The sequence below is a fragment of the Rahnella sp. RcJ3 genome (genome assembly GCF_009498575.1).
Lineage (GTDB): Bacteria > Pseudomonadota > Gammaproteobacteria > Enterobacterales > Enterobacteriaceae > Rahnella > Rahnella aceris.
In genome coordinates, this window is sequence record NZ_QSNX01000005.1 from 32,983 (window position 1) to 55,498 (window position 22,516).

General features: G+C 54.3%; 15 protein-coding genes. 11 read left to right on the forward strand and 4 right to left on the reverse strand.

All coding sequences use genetic code 11. The features are described 5' to 3' along the window. Nucleotides 1–33 precede the first annotated feature (33 nt). Nucleotides 34–2,691 (forward strand): glycoside hydrolase family 78 protein, encoded by a 2,658-nt coding sequence (locus DXU84_RS08200; RefSeq protein WP_153375386.1) that lies wholly within the window; start codon nucleotides 34–36, stop codon nucleotides 2,689–2,691. A 180-nt stretch (nucleotides 2,692–2,871) separates the two neighbouring features. Here DXU84_RS08200 and nifJ read toward each other — a convergent pair whose 3' ends face one another. Continuing rightward, nucleotides 2,872–6,402: a pyruvate:ferredoxin (flavodoxin) oxidoreductase gene (nifJ, locus tag DXU84_RS08205; RefSeq protein ID WP_153375388.1), complete on the reverse strand. Its 3,531-nt coding sequence runs from the start codon at nucleotides 6,400–6,402 to the stop codon at nucleotides 2,872–2,874. A gap of 514 nt (nucleotides 6,403–6,916) precedes the next feature. Between nifJ and DXU84_RS08210 the strand changes: the two genes are divergently transcribed. Next, nucleotides 6,917–7,198, forward strand: coding sequence for a DUF333 domain-containing protein (locus tag DXU84_RS08210; RefSeq protein ID WP_013575393.1), 282 nt, complete (start codon nucleotides 6,917–6,919; stop codon nucleotides 7,196–7,198). Between the two features lie 50 nt (nucleotides 7,199–7,248). Here DXU84_RS08210 and hslJ read toward each other — a convergent pair whose 3' ends face one another. Continuing rightward, nucleotides 7,249–7,671, reverse strand: a complete 423-nt coding sequence (hslJ, locus tag DXU84_RS08215; RefSeq protein WP_112198606.1) for a heat shock protein HslJ — start codon at nucleotides 7,669–7,671, stop codon at nucleotides 7,249–7,251. 202 nt (nucleotides 7,672–7,873) lie between these two features. Between hslJ and DXU84_RS08220 the strand changes: the two genes are divergently transcribed. From DXU84_RS08220 to DXU84_RS08240, 5 genes are all read left to right on the forward strand, one after another. After that, nucleotides 7,874–8,977 carry an ABC transporter ATP-binding protein gene (locus tag DXU84_RS08220; protein ID WP_013575395.1) on the forward strand — a complete coding sequence of 368 codons (1,104 nt, stop codon included), beginning with the start codon at nucleotides 7,874–7,876 and terminating at the stop codon, nucleotides 8,975–8,977. 65 nt (nucleotides 8,978–9,042) lie between these two features. Beyond that, nucleotides 9,043–10,323, forward strand: a complete 1,281-nt coding sequence (locus DXU84_RS08225; protein WP_112152478.1) for an ABC transporter substrate-binding protein — start codon at nucleotides 9,043–9,045, stop codon at nucleotides 10,321–10,323. Between the two features lie 16 nt (nucleotides 10,324–10,339). After that, complete coding sequence (locus tag DXU84_RS08230) at nucleotides 10,340–11,251, forward strand: carbohydrate ABC transporter permease (protein WP_037033939.1); 912 nt, start codon at nucleotides 10,340–10,342, stop codon at nucleotides 11,249–11,251. Continuing rightward, on the forward strand, nucleotides 11,248–12,063 hold the full coding sequence (locus DXU84_RS08235; protein ID WP_013575398.1) for a carbohydrate ABC transporter permease: 816 nt from the start codon (nucleotides 11,248–11,250) through the stop codon (nucleotides 12,061–12,063). The genes DXU84_RS08230 and DXU84_RS08235 overlap by 4 nt, the downstream gene beginning before the upstream one ends. A 20-nt stretch (nucleotides 12,064–12,083) precedes the next feature. Continuing rightward, entirely contained in the window at nucleotides 12,084–13,013 is a 930-nt protein-coding gene (locus tag DXU84_RS08240) for a metallophosphoesterase (protein ID WP_153375389.1), read from the forward strand. A gap of 76 nt (nucleotides 13,014–13,089) precedes the next feature. Here the strand turns inward: DXU84_RS08240 and DXU84_RS08245 are convergent, their stop codons facing one another. After that, complete coding sequence (locus DXU84_RS08245; protein WP_013575400.1) at nucleotides 13,090–14,076, reverse strand: 2-hydroxyacid dehydrogenase; 987 nt, start codon at nucleotides 14,074–14,076, stop codon at nucleotides 13,090–13,092. Between the two features lie 242 nt (nucleotides 14,077–14,318). Between DXU84_RS08245 and DXU84_RS08250 the strand changes: the two genes are divergently transcribed. Genes DXU84_RS08250 through DXU84_RS08260 form a run of 3 tightly spaced genes read left to right on the forward strand, consistent with a single transcriptional unit; the run spans nucleotide 14,319 to nucleotide 17,598 of the window. Beyond that, nucleotides 14,319–17,045, forward strand: coding sequence for a YdbH family protein (locus tag DXU84_RS08250; protein ID WP_153375391.1), 2,727 nt, complete (start codon nucleotides 14,319–14,321; stop codon nucleotides 17,043–17,045). Then, complete coding sequence (locus DXU84_RS08255; protein ID WP_013575402.1) at nucleotides 17,042–17,236, forward strand: YnbE family lipoprotein; 195 nt, start codon at nucleotides 17,042–17,044, stop codon at nucleotides 17,234–17,236. Before DXU84_RS08250 ends, DXU84_RS08255 begins: the two co-directional genes overlap by 4 nt. A 56-nt stretch (nucleotides 17,237–17,292) precedes the next feature. Then, the gene (locus DXU84_RS08260; RefSeq protein WP_153375393.1) at nucleotides 17,293–17,598 is read left to right on the forward strand and encodes a YdbL family protein; all 306 of its coding nucleotides are present in this window, start codon (nucleotides 17,293–17,295) and stop codon (nucleotides 17,596–17,598) included. A 121-nt stretch (nucleotides 17,599–17,719) separates the two neighbouring features. Here DXU84_RS08260 and DXU84_RS08265 read toward each other — a convergent pair whose 3' ends face one another. Continuing rightward, on the reverse strand, nucleotides 17,720–18,337 hold the full coding sequence (locus tag DXU84_RS08265; RefSeq protein WP_013575404.1) for an FMN-dependent NADH-azoreductase: 618 nt from the start codon (nucleotides 18,335–18,337) through the stop codon (nucleotides 17,720–17,722). Nucleotides 18,338–18,638: 301 nt separating this feature from the next. Here DXU84_RS08265 and hrpA point away from each other — a divergent pair, with 301 nt between their 5' ends. Next, the gene (hrpA, locus tag DXU84_RS08270) at nucleotides 18,639–22,514 is read left to right on the forward strand and encodes an ATP-dependent RNA helicase HrpA (protein ID WP_121019371.1); all 3,876 of its coding nucleotides are present in this window, start codon (nucleotides 18,639–18,641) and stop codon (nucleotides 22,512–22,514) included. Nucleotides 22,515–22,516 lie beyond the last annotated feature (2 nt).

Sequence of the window (22,516 nt, forward strand, 5' to 3'; positions counted from 1 at the left end):
GCTCAGACAACATTACATGAGGAGTAAGGCATTATGCTCGCAGTGATCAGACTTACAGTAAATCAGGAATCTGCATTGCACGGTGTGCAGGAACTGCCTGTATTAGGCTGGGAAATTGAAAGCCATAACAGAAATGTCCGGCAAACTGCTTACCGGATCCAGATCAGCCAGGATCAGAATTTTGATAATATCCTGCTTCGCGGCGAATGGCAGGAAAGCGAATGTTCAAATAATGTTTCCCTGACGGAATTAATGCTCACATCCTCGCAGCATTATTTTATCCGTGTACAGATACGTGATAATTATGGCGAAACCAGTGCCTGGAGTTCACCTGCGGAGATGATTTCCGGCGTGCTGTATAGCCATGAATGGCTGGCTGATTTTATTACCGCCGAAACGTCGGCAGATAAAGACAATTCCGGCGCAACATTATTGCGAAAACCTTTTGTTCTGAACCGTGCGGAAGATATTCAGTCTGCATTTATTCATGTCAGTGCACTCGGACTTTATGAATTACATCTCAACGGTCATAAAGTCGGAGAAGATGCCCTGACGCCAGGCTGGACGAGTTATCACCATCATTTACTTTATCAGACTTATGATGTGACGGGACATCTGGAAAAAGGCGAAAACGTTATTGGCGCTATTGTCGGTGCGGGCTGGTACAAAGGCGATATGGGCTTCAGCCGTCATCGCAATTATTATGGTGAACGGAGCGCGCTTATTTCCCAACTGGTCATAAATTATAACGATGGCTCGCATGAAATTGTGGTCAGCGATGAAAGCTGGAAAGGGCAGGATTCCGCCATTCTGTTTTCAGAAATCTATGACGGCGAAACTTACGATGCGCGCAGGGAAATCCCCGGCTGGTGCGTGAAAGGGTTCGCAGAGAAGGGATGGCGTCCGGTCAGTCTGGCGATGCATGAAAAATCCACACTGGTGGCGCAGGGAAGCAACAGGGTCAGGAAAATGGGAGAAATTAAGCCTGTTGCGCTGCTCACCACGCCGCAAGGCGACACAGTCATTGATTTTGGCCAGAATCTCAGTGGCTGGGTAGAGTTTACGGTCAGCGGCAAGGCGGGCGATAAAGTCGTGTTACGCCACTTTGAAGTGCTGGACGCAGAGGGCAATGTGTATCTCGATAATCTGCGTTCTGCCCGACAGCGCACTGAATATGTGCTCAAAGGTAAAGGGGCAGAAACCTGGCATCCGCACTTCACCTGGCAAGGTTTCCGCTTTGTGAAGGTTGAGGAATATCCGGCGCAGTTGGATCTGAATAACTTCACCGCCATTGTTTTGCATTCCGATATGGAGCAGACCGGGTCTTTCGCCTGTTCAAACCCGGATCTGAATCAGTTACACCACAATATTCTGTGGGGGCTGAAAGGTAACTTTGTCGACGTGCCGACGGACTGCCCGCAACGTGACGAGCGGCTTGGCTGGACGGGGGATGCGCAGATTTTTTGCCGTACGGCGAGTTATCTGATGCAAACCCGCAATTTCTTCGCCAAATGGCTGACCGATCTTCGTTATGACCAGACGGCTGAGGGCGGTGTGCCGCACGTTATTCCGGATATTCTGACCGGTTACTGTGGCCAGGACCGCCTGTTGTCTGAAGGCGGAACCCATTCTGCCTCGGCCTGGGCTGATGCCGCGGTGATCAACCCGTGGACAATGTACCTGATGTATGGCGATACCAACGTGCTGGAAAACCAGTATGCCAGCATGAAAGGCTGGATTGATTTCATGACCGCGCATGCGGAAAATTACATCTGGCATTACAAATTACAGTTTGGTGACTGGGTGGCGCTGGATGCCAAAGAGGGCAGTTATTTCGGTGCTACCCCAAACGACCTGACCTGCACGGCGTATTACGCTTATTCCACGCAATTGTTCGCCAAAGCCGCCAAAGCGCTGAATCGTACTGAAGACTATCAACATTACACTGCCTTGCATCAGGCGATTGTCCGTCGTTTTCAGGAGGAGTTCTTTACGCCATCGGGTCGTCTGGCGGCCAGAACGCAAACCGCGCATATTCTGGCACTGTACTTCAATCTGGTCCCTGACGAATTCCGCCAGCGCACCACCGATACGCTGGTTGAATTGCTCAACGAGCACGACGGGCATCTGGTGACCGGCTTCGTCGGCACGCCGTATTTCTGTCACGCACTCAGCCAGAATGGCCGTACTAAAGAAGCCTGGAATTTACTGCTGAAAGAGGATTTCCCTTCGTGGCTGTATCAGGTGAAAGCCGGTGCCACCACTGTCTGGGAACACTGGGACGGCATCAAACCGGACGGCAGCATGTGGAGCGCGGACATGAATTCCTTCAATCACTACGCTTACGGCGCGGTGGGGGAATGGCTCTACCGCGTGGCGGCAGGGATTGAAGCTGATGAGGAACAGCCCGGATTCAAACACGTCATCATCAAACCGCAGACCGGCGGCGGTCTGAGCTGGCTCGATACCCGCTATCAGTCAATCTATGGTGCGATTGGCGTACGCTGGGAAGTCAGCGGTCATACCGTCTTCCTTAACGTCACGGTTCCGGCAAATACCTCCGCCACCGTGGTCCTGACGGACGGTCAATCTGTGCAGGAAGCGGACGGGATTGATTTTGTGCGCTGCGCACAGGGATACACCGCTGAGGTGGGATCGGGGGAATATCGGGTGGAATACCGGTTAGTTTAGTGAGGTCGCTTGTTTGCTCCTCCCCCTGCGAAGGGGGAGGTCGGGAGGGGGTTTAGCAGACAAAACGGCCGTCAAAGCACAGGTTAACTTTTTGATTTGTCTGTGATACCCCACCCCAACCCTCCCCTTCGCAGGGGAGGGAGCCGACCGCGTTTTTTTCTCAACTCACAGTTTAAAAACTCAAGACTCCGGCTCGGTCTTCTTCCCCGCCAGCATGGCTAAAAAGTCATATTTAGCCTGTAACTCTTTCTCTGCCACCGCATACAACATCTCTGCTACTTCCGGCTGTTGGGAGTTCAGTCTTCTGAACCGTTGTTCATTATTGAGCGTATCGGTCAGCCCGCTGGAAGGCGGTCTTGAATCGAGGGCCAGTGCCGGTTTGCCTTCTTCGACACGACGCGGATCGAAGCGGTACAGTGGCCAGAAACCGGTGGTAGTCAGTTGTTTCATCTGGTCGTGACTGAGCGCCAGATCATAGCCGTGTTCCTCACACGGGCTGTACGCGATAATCAGCGACGGCCCCGGATAAGCTTCGGCTTCCTGAATGGCTTTGACGGTCTGGTTAAGCTGCGCGCCGAGTGAAATCTGCGCCACATACACATGACCGTACATCATCATGCTCACTCCCAGGTCTTTGCGTGATTTGCGTTTTCCCTGTTCTGCGAATTTCGTGACTGCACCGAGCGGAGTCGCTTTCGACTGCTGTCCGCCGGTGTTGGAATAACACTGGGTATCGAGCACCAGCACGTTGACGTTTTCGGTCAGGCTTAAGACGTGATCCAGTCCGCCGAAACCAATGTCATACGCCCAGCCGTCACCGCCAATCAGCCAGATGGATTTATCCACCAGATAATCGGCATCGGTGGCTAACTGACGCGCATCCGGCGTGTCGATGTCTGCCAGAATTTTACGCAGCGCCGTGACATGCCCGCGTTTCACTTCAGGCGTGGACGTGTCATTGCGCAGGCCACCGAGGACGTCCGCCGGAATATGTTCCGCCAGCGATGCAACCAGACGCAGCACGCGGCGGCGGTGCTGATCCACCGTCAGACGAAAGCCCAGCCCGAACTCGGCGTTGTCTTCAAACAGTGAATTTGCCCATGCCGGACCGCGACCTTCGGCGTTAGTGGTGTACGGCGTTGAAGGCAGATTACCGCCATAAATAGACGAACAGCCGGTGGCATTGGCGATCAGCAAACGGTCGCCATAAAGCTGGGTCAGCAGTTTGATGTAAGGCGTTTCGCCACACCCGGAGCAGGCACCGGAATACTCAAACAGCGGGGTGATCAGCTGAGACGTGCGGATATCAATGCGTTCCAGCGTGGTTTTATCAATCTCCGGCAGTTTGAGGAAGAAATCGTAATTGGCGCGTTCTTCTTCCAGATGTTCGATGCGATCCGCCATATTAATGGCCTTGATGGACGGATCCTGACGGTCTTTCGCCGGACACACTTCAACGCACAGATTACAGCCGGTGCAGTCTTCCGGTGCGACCTGCAACACGTACTTCTGACCGCGCATGTCGCGGGATTTCACATCCAGCGATTGCAGGGCAGGCGGCGCATCTGCCATAAATTCCGGCTGAACCACTTTGGCGCGGATCGCCGAGTGCGGACAGGCGGCGACGCAATGATTGCACTGGGTACACAAATCCGGTTTCCAGATCGGCACTTCTTCGGCAATGTTGCGTTTTTCCCATTGCGTGGTGCCGGTCGGCCAGGTGCCGTCCGGCGGGAACGCGGAAACTGGCAGGGCATCGCCAAGACCGGCCAGCATGGTGGCGGTGACAGTTTTGACGAAATCCGGTGCCGCATCGGAAACAATCGGCGGGCGTTTGCGCGGATTTTCCGGAATAGCCTGCAGCGGCACGGAGACCAGTTCTTCCAGCGTAGCGGCCAGCGCCATCCAGTTGCGGGTGACGATCTCTTCGCCTTTGCTGCGGTAACTGCGGGCAATCGCGCCCTGCAATTCGGCGAGCGCCTGTTCGCCCGGCAGGATCTGCGTCAGGTGGAAGAACGCCATCTGCATGACGGTATTAATGCGCGCGCCGAGTTTGCATTCGCGGGCAATTTTGGCAGCGTTAATCACATAGAAACGGGCTTCGTGCTGGATAAGTGTCGCCTGCACTTCCAGCGGTAAACGCACCCAGACTTCATCAGCGCTGAACGGCGTATTGAGCAGGAAAATCCCGCCAGCACGCAGACGTTCTGCCATCTGATACAGGTCGATAAACTGCCACTGATGACAGGCAACGAAATGCGCCTGACTCACCAGATAAGCAGATTTGATCGGCTTTTCACTGACACGCAGATGCGACACCGTCAGGCCACCGGCCTTTTTGGAGTCGTAGACAAAATAACCCTGCGCATACATCGGCGTGCTGTTGCCGATAATTTTGATATTGTTTTTGGTGGCCGACACCGAACCGTCACTGCCCAGCCCGTAAAACAGGGCTTCGAGCGACGCGTGCTGCGGCAACGCTTCTTCCACCACCGGCAGGGAAAGGCCGGTGACGTCGTCATAAATGCCGACGGTAAAGCGCGGACGCGGCTGGCTGAGCGACAGTTCGCGGAACACCGACAGCACGCAATCCGGCCCGAATTCTTTCGAGGATAATCCGTAACGGCCGCCGCTCACTTTTGGCAGTGAATCGCGTTCGCCACGGGAATAGGCTTCGGCCAGCGCGGTCATCACGTCGAGGTATAACGGTTCAGCCAGCGCGCCCGGCTCTTTGGTGCGATCCATCACCGCGATGCTTTTCACACTTTGTGGCAGCACGGACAGCAAATGTCCGGCGCTGAACGGACGGTACAGCCGCACCTTCAGCACGCCGACTTTCTCACCGCGCGCATTCAGGGTTTCAATCACTTCTTCGGCGGTGCCGATGCCGGAACCCATCAGCACAATCACCCGTTCGGCTTGCGGATCGCCAACATATTCGAACGGCTTATATTCACGGCCGGTCAGGACGGCAAAAGCATTCATCGCATCAATGACGTGCTGGCAGGTGGCGTTGTAATACGGATTGGTGGCTTCGCGGGACTGGAAATAAGTGTCCGGGTTGGCGGAGGTGCCGCGGATCACCGGATGGTCCGGCGACAGAGCACGGGCGCGATGCGCGTCAATCTGCGCCTGCGGCAACATCTGCTGGAGCGTGTCATCACTGAGCGGGGCAATTTTGTTGATTTCGTGCGAGGTCCGGAAACCGTCGAAGAAATGAATGAACGGCACGCGGCTGTTGAGACTGGCAACCTGAGAAATCAGCGCGAAATCCTGCGCTTCCTGCACGCTGGCGGCAGAGAGCAGGGCGCAACCGGTCTGGCGTACGGCCATCACATCCGAATGATCGCCAAAAATGGACAGCGCGTGGGTGGCTACGGTGCGCGCAGCGACATGCAGCACGAACGGCGTCAGTTCACCGGCCAGCTTGTACAGCGTCGGGATCATCAGCAACAGACCCTGAGACGAGGTGAACGAGGTCGACAGTGCGCCGGTCTGCAACGCGCCATGCACGGTGGAAATCGCACCGGCTTCCGACTGCATTTCCATTACCGTCGGGACATCGCCCCACAAATTTTTCTTCCCTTCGCCTGACCAGGCACCGGCAATTTCGGCCATGGTTGAACTGGGGGTGATCGGGTAGATAGCAATCACTTCGTTGGTACGATAAGCCACGGAAGCGACTGCATTATTACCATCAGTGGTGATCATGGAATACCTTTTTTGCTTTGCTCACAATGGCAGCCAGCGGAAAAGTCGGTTGCTGGCGGGAATGTTAAAAGCTTAGCAGAGGGCGGATTAATCGATTTATCCTGATTGTGTGCAGGGCTATTTCGGCTGATATTTTAAGCGGTTACTGAATAACCCGAGGCGCTGGGATTATTATTAGCTGTCGTGCAGAAGCCGGTTCGGGACAGCGGCTAAATAGGGGCGTGAAGGGCGCGCGCGTGATGATTAATGAATATCTTTCGACAAATTCAGTCAGCATATAAGCGCCTTATCATTATATTTTCCCGCGAATGCAGCGGGAAAAGCGGTTAATTACTGTTGGTTTTATGCGTTAAAGAAATAACCGGCCGAAATAAAATGTGTCTGAGTGTTTAAATTTGAGATTATTTTAGGAAAAAGTTGATGTTATTTTGCCGAAAGGCTCGACGCAGGCGAAAAGCGTCGGATATGATGGCGATTCGCAAAAAAATCCCCGTCATATTCAGGAGCAGGACAGATGATCACTGCGTTTCGCGTGTTACTGGCCGCCGGTGTGCTGGTGTTAGCCGCATGCAGCAGCCACGACGATTCGGCTGACGTTCCACAAAAAGGCAACAGCGTTAATATCGGGCAACGTACCGTTAATATGGATAGCCCGGCGTATGCAGCCTGTTCTATGGCGGGCGGGCAATTACGGATGGCACCGCAACTTGATGGCAGCCGCGTCGGTATGTGTTCGATGGCTAATGGTCGTCAGTGCTCGGAAAGTGCTTTGATGCAGGGTGTGTGTAAAGCCTGATAAGCGCCAGACAGTCGTCTGGCGTTTTTGCAGTTAATGTGGCAATAAATTTACATCCGGTCTTTCAGACGATAAATCAACTGGTGTTTACCTTGCGTCAGGGTCAGTTTGTTTTCCTGCAAGGTCAGCGCCGCGCCGTTATTAAGCACATCGCTGATCACGTGATCCCACTTATTCAGGTTTTCATCCGGGCACATCATCATGGTGGATGCCAGTCCTTTCACGGTCAGCACGTTGTTTTGCAACTGGCCCTGACCCATGAAGTTATTACACATTTTTCCCGAAACGTGCATGTTTGAGCCGAACTCAATGTCCGGAATGCGCCCTTGCGCGGCAGGAACCGTCTGACCATCGACGCTCAGCAACTCAAAACGGTGATGCTGCAAATCGGTCTGTTTAACGGCGGTATTCTGATTCATGCTGCACGCCCCCAGGGTCATCGCGGCGGCCAGAACAAACAGTGACTTCTTCATCTTCTCTCCTGAGAAATATTCCTTTGGCATTCGCCATGTCGATATATTCAACTGACTTATGCGATATTTGTTGGCGTATTATAGCGTGAATGAATGGGACTTAAAACCTTGTCCGTCTTTATCCCGTCATCTCCCGATCATAAAAGCGTCATTTTAGCCCGATAGGTTATGCCCATCACCGGTCAGAGAGACTTACAGCGGCATGAGCTACCTATCACTGCATCACATCCGGAAATCCTGGGGGACGAAAGTGGCCCTCAATGACATCAGTTTTGATGTGGAAGAGGGTGATTTTATTGCCTTGCTCGGTCCTTCCGGCTGCGGAAAATCGACGTTATTACGCACCATCGCCGGGCTGGAAACGGCGGAAAGCGGTACGTTGTATTTTCAGCAATCCGATGTCACGTCGCTGGCACCCTCGCAGCGTAAACTGTCGATGGTGTTTCAGTCTTACGCGTTATTCCCGCACATGAATGTGCGCGAAAATCTGCTTTTCGGCCTGCGTGCGCGTGGCGAAGACAAGCGTCATTTTGCATCGCGGCTGGCGGACGTCAGCAGGCTGATGGAACTGGAGCCGCTGCTCGACCGCTTACCTTCGCAGCTTTCCGGCGGTCAGCAACAGCGCGTGGCGCTGGGCCGGGCGGTGATTGCCAACAACAGGCTGTGCCTGATGGACGAACCGCTTTCCAATCTCGACGCCAAACTGCGCCAGAGTATGCGCCGCGAAATCCGTGCAATTCAGAAGAAGCTCGGCCTGACCTTATTGTATGTCACGCACGATCAGACCGAAGCGATGAGCATGGCGGACAAAATCATTTTGCTCAACGATGGCCGCATCGAGCAACACGACACCCCGGATAACCTTTATAACAACCCGACCAGCATTTTTGCCGCGCAATTTATCGGTGCGCCGCCAATGAATATTCTGCCGCTCGAACGCCGCGGGCAGCATCACTATCTCGCCGGTACGCCGCTGCCGGTGGTGGAAAACCTCAACGAAAACGCCCTGAGTCTCGGCCTGCGCGCCGAAGATATTCAGCTGATTTCGCCTGAACACGCCAGCCTGACCGCCCGGGTGGTCAGCCATGAATACATGGGGGCGGACACCCTGGTGGCCTGCGCACTTGCCGGATATCCCGAGCTAATGACCGTGAAAGTCGCGGGCATGAAACGCTTTGCTGATGGTCAGAGGGTCGGTCTGCAATGGACCACGGGCGCACAATATTTTTTCATTACAGCAGACGGAAAACGCTGCTTCCACGCTGAGCAATCCTGTTTACCGTCAGATCACAGAGTTGCCGTGTAGTTGTCATTTTTTGCCGTTATTCACTTTTATTGACTCATACAACGCCTATTGCCGAAGGGAAAACTATGTCATCTGTTCACCGTTTTTCACGTCTCGCTACCGCCGTTCTGCTCATCTCCTGCACCTCTGCTTTTGCGGCAGATCCGGTGAAATTACAAATGTATTACCCGATTGCTGTCGGCGGGAAAATCAGTCATACGGTGGATACGCTGGTGGAAGATTTCCAGAAAACACATCCTGATATCAGCATTCAGCCCGTTTATACCGGTGATTACGCCACCACAGTGACCAAAGCGCTGACGGCGTTTCGTGGCGGCAATGCCCCGCAAATTGCGGTGATCGGCGATATTGAAGCGTATTCCCTGATCGACGCGGGCGCGATTTTGCCGGTCAGCGATCTGGCGAATGACGCAGACGGTAAAAAATGGATCGACGGCTTCTATCCGGCCTTTATCCGCCACATTCAGGGCAAAGTCTGGAGCATTCCGTTTCAGCGTTCGACGGTGGTGTTGTACTGGAACAAACAGGCGTTTGAGAAGGCGGGTCTGAATGGCGACACGCCGCCTGCCAGCTGGCAGCAGGTGGTCGATTTCGGCAAAAAACTGGTGGTGCGTGACGGTTCAGAAGTGAAGCAGTGGGGCATTGAAATCCCGTCCACGCCGAACGGTTACTGGAATTTCCAGGGGATTGCGGCCACCAACGGCAGCCATCTGGATAATGGCAAAGGCACGGCAGTGACATTTGACACACCCGCCAATGTGGAAGCCCTGCAATGGCTGACCGATCTGTCGCAGAAAGAAGCGGTGTCACCGAAGGGCACCATCGCCTGGGGCACCACTCCGCAGGACTTTATCGACGGCAAAACGGCGATGATGGTCACGACGACCGGCAACCTGACGACCGTGCGTGAGAACGCGAAATTCCCGTTTGGTGTGGCGATGCTGCCGGAGAAAACGCAGCGTGGCAGCCCGACCGGCGGCGGTAATCTTTACGTCTTCAAAAACACCACGCCGGAACAACAGAAAGCGGCACTGGAATTTATCCGCTGGGTTTCTGCCCCTGAACAGGCGGCGCGCTGGAGTATCGCCACCGGTTATGTCGCGACATCGCCTGCTGCGTGGGAAACCCCGGTCATGCAGGATTATGTGAAACAGGTGCCGCAGGCGCTGGTGGCCCGCGAACAACTGAAATATTCGCAGCCGGAACTCTCGACCTATAACAGCGTGCAAATTCAGGAACTGATGAACCACGCGATTGAAGCTGCGGTCACACAGGCAAAAACGCCGGCAGACGCGCTGAGTTCGGCGCAGAAACAGGCTGACCGCCTGCTGAAACCGTATCAGTAAGCGCGAAAGGAACAGCATGAGCACATTTCACGCGGTTCTTCCGGCCACCCGCACACGCGGGTTGTCATTACAACTTTACGGCTATCTGTTGCTGCTGCCCGCGCTGGGTTTTCTGCTGCTGTTTACCCACTATCCGGCGCTGGCAACGGTGTGGGAAAGTCTGTTCAGCGCTGCCCGCAGCGGGCATCCGCCGCAGTTTGTCGGGCTGGATAACTACCGTGCGCTGCTGGACGACGACGTGTTTATGTTGTCGTTACGCAACAATCTGCTCTACGCCCTTATCACCATCCCGCTGTCGGTTGCCCTTGCGCTGCTGATGGCGCTGGCGGTCAACCGTCGTCTGCGCGGCAATGCGCTGACCCGCGCCGCTTTCTTTATTCCTTCGCTGCTGCCGATGGTGGCGATTGCCAATCTGTGGCTATTTTTCTATACGCCGCAACTCGGTTTGCTCAACAAAATGCTGGCGCTCTTTTCGCTACCTGCGGTCAACTGGCTGGGTGAACCGGGCACGGCACTCTACAGCCTGATGGCAGTTTCAGTCTGGCGCGAGGCCGGGTTCTTCATGATTTTCTACCTTGCCGCATTACAGCAAATCGACCCGCGGCTGGCCGAAGCGGCAGAAATCGAAGGGGCATCACGGCGCTATTTCTTCCGCCGGGTACAGTGGCCGCTGCTGATGCCAACCACATTATTCGTGCTGATCAACGCCTCGATGAATGCATTCAGGATTGTCGATCAGGTGATTGCGATGACCAACGGCGGGCCGAACAACAGCACCAGTTTGCTGCTGTTTTACATCTACCGCACGGCGTTCAGTTACTGGGATTTACCGGCTGCGTCGGCAATGACCGTCGTGTTACTGGTGATCCTCGCCGTCATCGCGCTGATTAAATTCAACCTGCTGGATAAAAGGGCGCATTATCAGTGAAACCGTTTTCTTTCAGCCGCCTGATCCTGAATCTCGCCATCTGGCTGGCGGCGTTACTGTGGTTTTTACCGGTGCTGGTCGCGGTCTGGGTGGCGATTCATCCGGCGTCAGTGCAGGGCAGTTTTTCGCTGTTTGCGCCGCTGACTTTTCAGAATTTCATCAACGCCTGGCAGGCGGCACCTTTCGCGCGCTACTTCATGAACACTACTTTGCTGGTGATGATGATTGTGGTGTGCCAGCTGATTCTGGCGACCCTGGCGGCTTACGCGCTGGTGCGGTTTAAACTGAAAGGGGCAGGCTTTATCTTCGCACTGATTTTGCTGCAACTGATGATAAGCCCCGATGTGCTGATCCTGAACAACTACAAAACCATTGGCGCGCTCGGGTTGCGTGACACGCTGGCGGGCATCGCGCTGCCGTATTTTGCCTCGGCGTTTGCCATTTTCCTGCTGCGCCAGACGTTTAAAAGTATTCCGCTGGTGCTGGAAGAAGCCGCCATTGTGGAAGGCGCCAGCCGGTTTTATATCCTGCGCAAAATCTATATCCCGCTGGCGAAACCGATTTATGTCGCTTTTGCACTGGTTTCCATCAGCTTCCACTGGAACGATTTTCTCTGGCCGTTAGTGATCACCGATTCCGTCAAAGTGCGGCCGGTGACGGTCGGACTACAGTTGTTTTCCGCGCCGGAGCAGGGCGTGCAATGGGCGCTGATCAGTGCCGCCACCCTGATGACCGTGTTGCCACTGCTGGTGTTATTTCTGATATTTCAGCGTCAGTTTGTTCAATCCTTTATGCGGGCAGGGATCCGTTAAGATCCCGACAGGAGAATGTTATGGCCGTCACCACTTTATCCCCTTTGTTATCCGAACGGCAGGCGCTGGCGCTGGGCAACGTGAGTGCATTTTATCAGTTGCCGGACGTTCACGATGCGCTGGTCACTGGCACACGGCTGCGTTTCGGGCTGATTGCCGACCCGCAGTATGCGGATGCCGAACCCCAAAAAATCCGTTATTACCGCAACAGCCTGAATAAACTGGCCACCGCCATCAATGAGCTTAATGATCTCAAACTCGATTTTGTGGTCACGCTGGGTGATCTGGTGGACCGCGACTGGAGCAGTTTTCAGGCCGTTCTTGCCCGTTATGAGGCGCTGCGCCACCCGCATGCGGCGGTGATCGGCAACCACGACGCGCAGGTGATTTCCGAGCATCTCGGGGCGCAGAAACCGGCCATCGGTTTACCGAAAAGTTATTATTCGTTCAGTTTGCCGGGCTATCGTTTTCTGGTCATCGACGGTAACGACGTCAGTTTGTATTGCAACCACGCCAATGCCGATGACCGCCAGTTAGCAGAATATATGCTGGAAGAACTGACAGAATGTCAGCAGTCGCAGGCGCAGCCCTGGAACGGTGCGGTCGGGCCGAAACAGCTTGAATGGATTGAGAAAAACCTGCTTGAGGCGCGTGAGCAGCGCGAGGTGGTACTGGTTTTCGGCCATTATCCGCTGACACCGGTTAACAGCCACAACCTGTGGAATTGTGAAACGCTGGTGGAATTGTTGTGCCGTTACAACGTTCGCGCCTATTTCGCCGGTCACGATCACCGTGGCGGTTATGACCGTGTAGACAATACTGATTTTATTACGCTGAAAGGTATGGTCGACGGCGAAAGCAGCCTGCCATTTTCCTCGGTCACGCTGGCTGATGATGTCCTGACCCTCACCGGCTACGGCCCGGAAATCAGCCGCGTGTTGAGCCGCTGAGTGTGTTGCAGCGCAGATGCAGAAAGTAAAAAGGCTCACCGGAGTGAGCCTTATAATGATGATGCTGATTACGTGATTAAAGCAGGTTCGGGCAGACCACACCTTTCGACAGCTGATCAATATTCAACAGCGTCGTTTCTGAAATGCTGGTCAGTGCGTCGCTGGTCAGGAAGGCCTGATGGCCGGTGAACAGCACATTGTGGCAGGACGACAGACGACGGAAGACGTCATCAAGGATCACTTCGTTAGAATTGTCTTCGAAGAATAAATCGCGTTCATTCTCGTAAACGTCCATGCCCAGTGCGCCGATTTTTTGCTTTTTCAGGGCATCGATAGCGGCAGTGGCATCCAGTAATCCGCCACGACTGGTGTTGACGATCATCACACCGTCTTTCATTTTGGAGAAGGCTTCTGCATTAAGCAGATGATGATTTTCCGGTGTCAGCGGGCAGTGCAGCGAAATGACATCGGATTCGGCATACAGCGTATCCAGGTCGACATACTCCGCGCCGAGTTCGAGGGCCAGCGGGCTGGGATACGGATCAAACGCCAGAATGCGCATGCCGAAACCTTTCAGGATCCGCATCGTCGCCACGCCAATTTTACCCGTACCGATAATACCGGCGGTGCGCTGATACATGTTAAAACCGATCAGACCTTCCAGCGAGAAGTTGGCTTCACGCGTGCGTTGATAAGCGCGATGGATGTGGCGGTTAAGACACATCATCATTCCCACTGCATGCTCAGCCACCGCTTCCGGCGAATAAGCCGGTACGCGCACCACCGAAATTCCCAGTTCTTTTGCGGCATCTAAATCGACATTGTTAAAGCCTGCACAACGCAGTGCCAGCGTTTTAATGCCCAGAGAGGCCAGTTCCTGCAGCACTTCGCGGCCGCCATCGTCATTCACGAAAAGGCAGACTGCATCGGCACCTACCGCCGTTTTCGCTGTTTGCGGGGTCAGCAGAAAGTCGAAAAATTCCAGTTCATAGCCATAATGCGCGTTGACCAGTTCCAGATATTTCCGGTCGTAATTTTTAGTACTGTAGACAGCCACTTTCATGGTGTTTCTCCGCAGTGAGTTTGAATCTCTGACGAAACGGCTTCCGCATGTTTTATAAGGAATAAACAGTTTCAGAAACAATTCGCAATATGCCATCAAACTAGCAGAGCGCAGGAAGGCAGACAATTTATCCTGTGCTATTTGATTCAGGTGCTCTGGCATTCCTGTCATCAGTTGTTACGCTAATTATGATATCTTGCGGGCGTTTAGATCATTTAGTGAAGCATAAGACAAGGCAAGTCATGAGGAACGGACTGAAGAAAAGCGCGCAGATACTCCTGAGTATAGTGGTGATTATTGTACTGCTGTTGTGGGTGTTATGGAAAACCGTGCCGCGCTGGTTGCCCGTTGTTGCCAGCCACTGGTTGCCGGGCGGAACCCAACTGGTGCTGAGTGGTTCTCCGCACTGGTCGCACGGCGTCCTGCAACTGCCGGGCGTGCGCTATCAGGCCGGGGACTGCACGCTCGCGACGGCACGAAATGCCCGCCTCAGTCATAACACCGGCCAATGGGCGCTGAAGCTTGATGCGCTGACGATCGATACCGCCTGTCTGGCAAAACTGCCCAAAAGCGAAAGTCAGTCAACGCTTTCCCTCGCAGAGATACAGCAACTCCTGCCTGCCGGTGACGTCAGTATCGGCCAGCTTTCTGTAACGCCGTGGCAGCATTACGCCGCCAGTGTGCAGCTCAGTAATCTGGACGGCGTACAACATCTTTCTGTGAATGGCGATGCCCTGAAACTTGACGCTGTGCTTGACGGTAACCGTCAGCTTGCCATCCGTTCATTCAGTCTGACGCCGCCGGGCAGTAGGCAGCCGGTGACGCTCAGCGGTAAACTGCTGCTGCCAGCGAATCTCGATCATCTGCCTGAATCCGGCGAACTGCACGCCGAAATGCAAACGGCGCAGGTGCCTCAGCCGCTGGATATTACGCTGAGCTGGCAGGCAACCGACGGTATTCTGACGCTGACCGAAAAGGGCAGTGATCAGCCTCTGGCGATGCTGCCATGGAAACTCAACAATAACGAATTACAGATCACGCAGGGACAATGGCGCTGGCCTTATGCCGCACAACCCCTGGCAGGGGGCGTAAATCTGACGTTCAGCGACTGGTCACCGGCGTTTGATCAGACCCACATTACCGCAAGGCTGAATGTGCTGACGCAGGGCCACAACGGCAAGGCCAACGTGGTGCTGACGCTCGGGCCGGGACGCATTGGTTTACTCGACAGCGATTTAGGTTTCCGCCTGACCGGTCAGGCAAATTTACAGACCACGTCTCTGAGTGCGTCATTGCCCGGTCAGCTCAGCGGCTCGGTGCTTAACCCGACGCTTTCATTGCGCAGCGGTTCGCTGTTACGGGCGTGGGGTAAGCCGACGCCGGAACTGACCATCAGCGATGCGCGCTGGCCACTGGCGGGGGTCAAAGTCTCCGCAGAGGGCGTGAGCGGGCCGTTGCAAGCGATCCTCAAAGCACGTCACAGTTTCTGGGGCGCGTTTGATTTGCATCTCAGCGGGAAATCGCTGGCGTTCTGGCCGGACATTGGACTGTGGAATTTCAATTACTGGGGCAACGGGCATTTGCCGCCACTGAACGGCCGCTGGGACATGTCTGGCAAAGGCCAGTGGCACGACAATCTGATCAGCATTAATTCGCTCTCGACGGGCTTTGACCGCCTGCATTACGGGCTGGCAGATGTCGATGCGCCGCGCCTTACGCTCGAACACCCTTTGATCTGGAAACGTCCGCCATCCGCCCGCTTCAAACCGCAGTATCCTGATGAGCCAACGGCGTTTAAAGGGGACATCAGACTGGTGGCGAAGAAGATTTCGCTGGCGAACGGCGGCTATCTGCCGCCCGCCACGCTGACGTTACAGCTCAGCGGTGGCAGCCCGGACAGTTTCATTATGCGCGGGATGCTGGATGCCAAACCGATCGGCCCGATCCGGCTCAACGGGCGCTGGGATGGCGAACGTCTGCGCGGGGAAGGCTGGTGGCCGAAACAGCAACTGACCGCGTTCCAGCCGCTTCTCACGCCGGATCTGAACATCAAATTACGTGAAGGCACCTTCTACGCGCAGTCGGCATTTTCGGCCGCGCGCGGGCAGGGATTTGTCGCGGGGGGGCACTGGGTGGTGAAAAACGGGGGCTTCTGGATGCAAGACGGCGACCTGAGCGGGTTGGATTTCAGCCTGCCGTATCGCCTTCAGGATCAGGTCTGGCAGCTCGGCGTGAAAAAGCCGGTGACGCTGCGTATCGGCGAAGTGAACAATCTGGTCAAAATGCAGAACGTGACGGCCGATTTACAGGGACATTATCCGTGGAGTGAACAAACGCCACTGACCCTGAGCAATCTGGGCGTCGATATATTGCGTGGTCATCTCAGCTTGTCGGCGCTGCGTATGCCGCAGCATGATGCGGCCGTGCTGAAGCTGGAAAAAATCAATCTCAGCGAACTGTTTACGGCGCTGAAACCCAAGCAACTGGCGATGTCCGGTGTGATTTATGGTGAGCTGCCGCTGTATGTGGAAAATCCGCAGTGGATCATTCATAACGGTTGGATCAGAAACGATGGCAGCCTGACGCTGCGCCTCGACCCGCAATTTGCCGATGCAATGGCCAGCGGCAATTTCGCCAACAATATGGTCATTGGCCTGCTGCGCTATCTGGAAATCAGCCGTTCCGATGCGCAGGTCAGTCTGGATAATCTTGGTGTGCTGACCATGAAGGCTAAAGTTGACGGTGTGAATTACACCGACACGACGCACGGTGGCGATAAAGAAAAACGTGAAATCGTCCTCAATTATTCCCATGAGGAAAATATCTATCAGCTTTGGCGCAGTTTGCGTTTTGGCGACAATCTTCAGGAATGGCTGCAACAGCAGATGTCTTTGCCTGCTGATGCGCTGTCAAAAAATCCGTCTGCGGCGGGACAGAAAAAGGATCCAACAGTGAGGAAGGAACAATGAAATTGCGAGTTGTCGGCCCGGGCGTGGCGCTTTGCGTAATGATGCTCAGCGGTTGCGTGCCGCGTATCGAACTGGCCGCGCCGAAAGAGCCGATCACCATCAACATGAACGTGAAAATCGAACACGAGATCCATATCAAAGTGGATAAAGACGTGGAAAATCTGTTGAAGAATCAAAGCGATTTATTCTAGGGGCCACTATGTCCGCGATATTTTTCAATAAAAACAGCATCAGGAGAATCAGCCTGATGTTACTGACGGGTGGTTTACTGTTTTGCAGTCAGGCGTTCGCGTTAACGCTCAATGAAGCCAAACAGCAGGGGCGCGTGGGTGAAACGCTGTCCGGCTATCTGGCACCGCTGAAACAGGATGCGGAGAGCGTCGCGCTGGTGTCAAAAATCAATGATGCCCGCCAGCAGCAATACGCACAGGTGGCGCGGGACAATAACGTCAGTACCGACGATGTCGCCAGACTGGCCGGGCAAAAACTGGTCGCCCGCGCCGGAAAGGGCGAATATGTGCGGGGCATCAACGGTAAATGGTTGCAGAAGTAAGCAGAGGATCGCAGGCAAAAAAAAGCGCGCCTTTCAGCGCGCAATAGCTTTATCACAACATCATCTGAGCGGAACGGACAGATTCTTAAGTGAATGGGTGCTCAGATTGTGATAACGATAATTATGCAGCAGCCAGTTCTTTGATGGCGGCATCGATTGCTGCTTTCGCATCAGTCTGAGCTTTGGTCGCCACTTCAGGACCGTACGCAATACCTTCCGCGTAAACGAATTCTACGTCGCTCATCCCCAGGAAGCCCAGGAACAGAGACAGGTATGGGGCAACCAGGTCGCTTGGGGTGTCTTTATGAATACCACCACGGCTGGTCAGAACGATAACGCGTTTACCTTTCACCAGGCCTTCAGGGCCTTTCTCGGTGTATTTGAACGTCACGCCAGCACGGGCAACCAGGTCGAAATACGTTTTCAGCTGAGTCGGGATGTTGAAGTTGTACATGGGTGCAGCGATAACAATCACGTCATGCGCCTGCAGTTCGTCAATCAGGGTGTTAGACAGCGCCAGTGCTTCTTCCTGACGTGGCGTCAGCGGAGCATCGGAAGGACGCAGTGCGCCAACCAGTTCGCCATCTAATACAGGGACTGGGTTAGCCGCCAGGTCACGAACTGTCACGGCAGAACCGCTGTTTGCAGACTGATACTGTGCAATCAGGTAATCGGCCAGTTGATTTGACTGAGAGAAGTTAGCCAGAATGCTTGATTTCAGAACGAGTACTTTGCTCATTAGTGAGTTCCTTAACTGTGTGATACATAGGGAATGGTTTTTTATAACCAGAACGTCCCCCGAATGGAACTTACTTTATTCACAAAGCTTATTCAGTGATAGCGCAATATTTAGAGACCTATCATCGATTTTTTTGAACAACTTAAATCCTGTGGCGTAATCACCCGTTTTCAGCATGTTCAATACCTTGTGTTAACATAGACACAAGCAGGCAAGGCTTAAACCTTCCTCATCACCCATTCAGATTCAGCTGGCGCAGACGTTTTGCTCTCCGGCTGACATGCAACAAGGAATTGTGAACGTGAAATCACCGCTCGCGGCATTATCAGCGCAGTTAGACGGGCTGATGCTACGTGACCGGCAACGCCTGCAACGCCGTTTGCAGGGTGCCAGAAAGATTGATAAACCTGAAGCACTCGACGCGTTAAGTGCTGAAATCCAGACCGCCATCAACGAGAGCCTGAAAAAAGTCAGTGCCCGTGAAGCCTCACGGCCAAAAATCAGCTATCCGGAAAACTTGCCGGTCAGCCAGAAGAAAGAAGACATCTATAACGCTATCCGCGATCACCAGGTAGTGATTGTCGCAGGTGAGACCGGCTCCGGTAAAACCACGCAAATCCCGAAAATCTGTATGGAACTCGGTCGCGGGATTAAAGGCGTGATTGGTCATACTCAGCCGCGACGTCTGGCGGCGCGTACTGTGGCCAACCGTATTGCCGATGAGCTGGATACCACGCTCGGTAACACGGTCGGTTATAAAGTTCGCTTTAACGATCAGGTCAGTGAAAACACCCTCGTTAAGCTCATGACCGACGGTATCCTGCTGGCGGAGATCCAGCAGGATCGCATGCTGATGCAGTACGACACGCTGATCATCGATGAAGCGCATGAACGCAGCCTGAATATCGACTTTATCCTCGGTTACCTGCGTCAGTTGCTGCCAAAACGCCCCGACCTGAAAGTCATTATTACCTCGGCGACTATCGATCCGCAGCGGTTCTCGCGTCATTTTAATCATGCACCGGTCATTGAAGTTTCCGGCCGGACGTATCCGGTTGACGTGCGTTATCGCCCGATTGTGGATGACGCAGATGATGTGGATCGTGACCAGCTGCAGGCGATTTTCGATGCGGTCGATGAACTCGGTCGCGAAAGCATGGGCGACATTTTGATCTTCATGAGCGGTGAGCGTGAAATTCGTGATACCGCCGATGCGCTGAACCGTCTGGATTTGCCTCACACCGAGATTTTGCCGCTGTATGCGCGGCTGTCGAACAGCGAGCAGAACCGCGTATTCCAGTCGCACTCCGGTCGCCGTATCGTGCTGGCGACCAACGTCGCCGAAACCTCGCTGACCGTGCCGGGTATCAAATATGTCATTGATCCCGGCACCGCGCGTATCAGCCGCTACAGTTTCCGCACCAAAGTGCAGCGCCTGCCGATCGAACCGGTTTCGCAGGCGTCGGCTAACCAGCGTAAAGGCCGCTGCGGACGTGTTTCCGAAGGTATCTGTATCCGCCTGTATTCGGAGCAGGATTTCCTCTCGCGCCCGGAATTTACCGACCCTGAAATTCTGCGCACCAATCTGGCTTCCGTCATTTTACAAATGACCTCGCTGGGGCTGGGCGATATCGCCGCATTCCCGTTTGTTGAGGCGCCGGACAAACGCAATGTTCAGGATGGCGTCCGTCTGCTGGAAGAGCTGAACGCCATTAATAACGCCGTCGATGGCCGCTATACGCTGACACCGCTTGGTCGTCAGTTGGCGCAGTTGCCGGTGGATCCGCGTCTGGCGCGCATGGTGCTGGAAGCACAGAAAAACGGCTGTGTACGCGAAGTGATGATCATTACCGCCGCGCTGTCGATTCAGGATCCGCGTGAGCGTCCGATGGACAAACAGCAGGCGTCCGATGAAAAACATCGTCGCTTTGCCGACAAAGACTCTGATTTCCTGGCATTCGTAAACCTGTGGGATCACCTGCAGGTGCAGCAGAAAGCGCTGTCTTCTGCACAGTTCCGCAAATTGTGCCGCAGCGATTTCCTCAACTATTTGCGCGTGCGCGAGTGGCAGGACATTTACACCCAGTTGCGTCAGGTAGTGAAAGAACTGGGGCTGCCGGTGAACAGCCTGCCTGCTGAATACCGCGAAGTTCATTGCGCATTGCTGACCGGTTTGCTGTCGCATATCGGCCAGAAAGATGCCGATAAGCAGGAATATACCGGTGCACGCAATGCCCGTTTTGCGGTGTTCCCTGGCTCCGGATTATTCAAAAAACCGCCGAAATGGGTGATGGTCGCCGAACTGGTGGAAACCAGCCGCCTGTGGGGGCGTATTGCCGCGCGTATCGAACCGGAATGGATCGAGCCGCTGGCTCAGCATCTGGCGAAAAGCAGTTACAGCGAGCCGCACTGGGAAAAAGCCCAGGGCGCGGTGATGGCGACGGAAAAAGTCACGCTGTACGGCCTGCCGATTGTGGCGGCACGCAGGGTGAATTACGGCACGATTGATCCGGTCGTGTCACGGGAACTGTTTATCCGGCATGCGCTGGTGGAAGGCGACTGGCAGACCCGTCATGCGTTCTTCCGCGCTAACCTGCGTCTGCGCACCGAAGTGGAAGAGCTGGAACACAAATCCCGTCGCCGCGATATTCTGGTTGATGACGAAACCCTGTTCCTGTTCTATGAACAACGCATCGGGCAGGAAGTGGTGTCGGCGCGTCATTTTGATACCTGGTGGAAAACGCAGCCGCAGGACAGCCTGAACTTTGAAAAAAGCATGCTGATCAAAGAGGGCGCGGGCAATATCAGCGCTCACGATTACCCGAATTTCTGGCATCAGGGCAATCTCAAACTGCGCGTGACCTATCAGTTTGAGCCGGGTACCGATGCTGACGGCGTAACGGTACATATTCCTTTACCGCTGCTCAATCAGGTGAGTGAAGAAGGTTTTGACTGGCAGATCCCGGGCATTCGTCGTGATCTGATCATGGCGCTGATTAAATCGCTGCCAAAACCCGTTCGCCGCAATTTTGTGCCTGCGCCAAATTACGCGGATGCCTTGCTCGGGCGCATCAAACCGTTCGAGATGCCGTTGCTGGATGCGATGGAAAAGGAACTGCGTAAGATGAGTGGCGTGACGGTGTCACGCGAAGACTGGCAGTGGGATCAGGTGCCCGATCATCTCAAAATGACGTTCCGCATTGTCGATGATAAAAACAAAACGCTGCGCGAGGGCAAAGACCTGGCCGCGCTGAAATCTGGCCTGAAAGAGCAGGTTCAGCAAACGCTTTCTGCGGTGGCTGATGACGGTATCGAACAACGCGATCTGCATGTCTGGAGCTTTGGTACCTTACCGGAACGCTACGAACAAAAGCGCGGCGGCTATGAAGTAAAAGCTTATCCGGCGATTGTGGATGAGAAAGACAGCGTAGCGATCCGCCTGTTTGACAGTGAACTGGAACAGCAACAGGCAATGCTCAGCGGAATGCGACGTCTGCTGCTGCTGAACATTCCTTCACCGGTCAAATACCTGCATGAGAAGTTGCCGAACAAAGCCAAACTGGGGCTGTATTTTAACCCCTATGGCAAAGTGCTGGATCTGATTGACGACTGCATTTCCTGCGGCATCGACAAACTGATTGCGGAGTCCGGCGGGCTGGTGTGGCGTGAAGAGGATTTCGCGAAACTGCATGAGCATGTGCGCGCCAACCTGAATGATACGGTGGTGCAGATTGCGATTCAGGTGGAGCAAATTCTGACGACCGTTTTCAGCATCAATAAACGGCTGAAAGGACGGATTGATATCAACATGGCGCTGGCGCTTTCAGATATCAAAACCCAGATGTCCGGCCTGATTTATCGGGGTTTCGTGACGCAAAATGGCTGGAAACGTCTGCCGGATACGCTGCGCTATTTGCAGGCCATTGAACGCCGGATGGACAAACTGGCGATGGATCCGCATCGCGACCGTGCGCAGATGCTGAAAGTGGAAAACATCCGGCAGCAATGGCAGCAGTGGTTGAACAAACTGCCGCCGGTGCGTCAGCAAAGTGATGAGGTGAAAGAAATACGCTGGATGATTGAAGAACTGCGCGTCAGCTATTTCGCTCAGCAACTGGGCACGCCGTATCCGATTTCGGATAAACGGATTTTGCAGACCATGGAGCAACTGGTTTAACC

Bases quoted from the DNA above. Each gene is read 5' to 3' on its own strand.
- DXU84_RS08260 (WP_153375393.1), top strand. From the start codon at position 17,293: ATGTTACTGACGGGTGGTTTACTGTTTTGCAGTCAGGCGTTCGCGTTA.
- DXU84_RS08265 (WP_013575404.1), bottom strand. From the start codon at position 18,337: ATGAGCAAAGTACTCGTTCTGAAATCAAGCATTCTGGCTAACTTCTCT.
- DXU84_RS08230 (WP_037033939.1), top strand. From the start codon at position 10,340: ATGAGCACATTTCACGCGGTTCTTCCGGCCACCCGCACACGCGGGTTG.
- DXU84_RS08240 (WP_153375389.1), top strand. From the start codon at position 12,084: ATGGCCGTCACCACTTTATCCCCTTTGTTATCCGAACGGCAGGCGCTG.
- DXU84_RS08255 (WP_013575402.1), top strand. From the start codon at position 17,042: ATGAAATTGCGAGTTGTCGGCCCGGGCGTGGCGCTTTGCGTAATGATG.
- DXU84_RS08225 (WP_112152478.1), top strand. From the start codon at position 9,043: ATGTCATCTGTTCACCGTTTTTCACGTCTCGCTACCGCCGTTCTGCTC.
- DXU84_RS08245 (WP_013575400.1), bottom strand. From the start codon at position 14,076: ATGAAAGTGGCTGTCTACAGTACTAAAAATTACGACCGGAAATATCTG.
- hslJ (WP_112198606.1), bottom strand. From the start codon at position 7,671: ATGAAGAAGTCACTGTTTGTTCTGGCCGCCGCGATGACCCTGGGGGCG.
- DXU84_RS08210 (WP_013575393.1), top strand. From the start codon at position 6,917: ATGATCACTGCGTTTCGCGTGTTACTGGCCGCCGGTGTGCTGGTGTTA.
- nifJ (WP_153375388.1), bottom strand. From the start codon at position 6,402: ATGATCACCACTGATGGTAATAATGCAGTCGCTTCCGTGGCTTATCGT.
- DXU84_RS08200 (WP_153375386.1), top strand. From the start codon at position 34: ATGCTCGCAGTGATCAGACTTACAGTAAATCAGGAATCTGCATTGCAC.
- DXU84_RS08220 (WP_013575395.1), top strand. From the start codon at position 7,874: ATGAGCTACCTATCACTGCATCACATCCGGAAATCCTGGGGGACGAAA.
- DXU84_RS08250 (WP_153375391.1), top strand. From the start codon at position 14,319: ATGAGGAACGGACTGAAGAAAAGCGCGCAGATACTCCTGAGTATAGTG.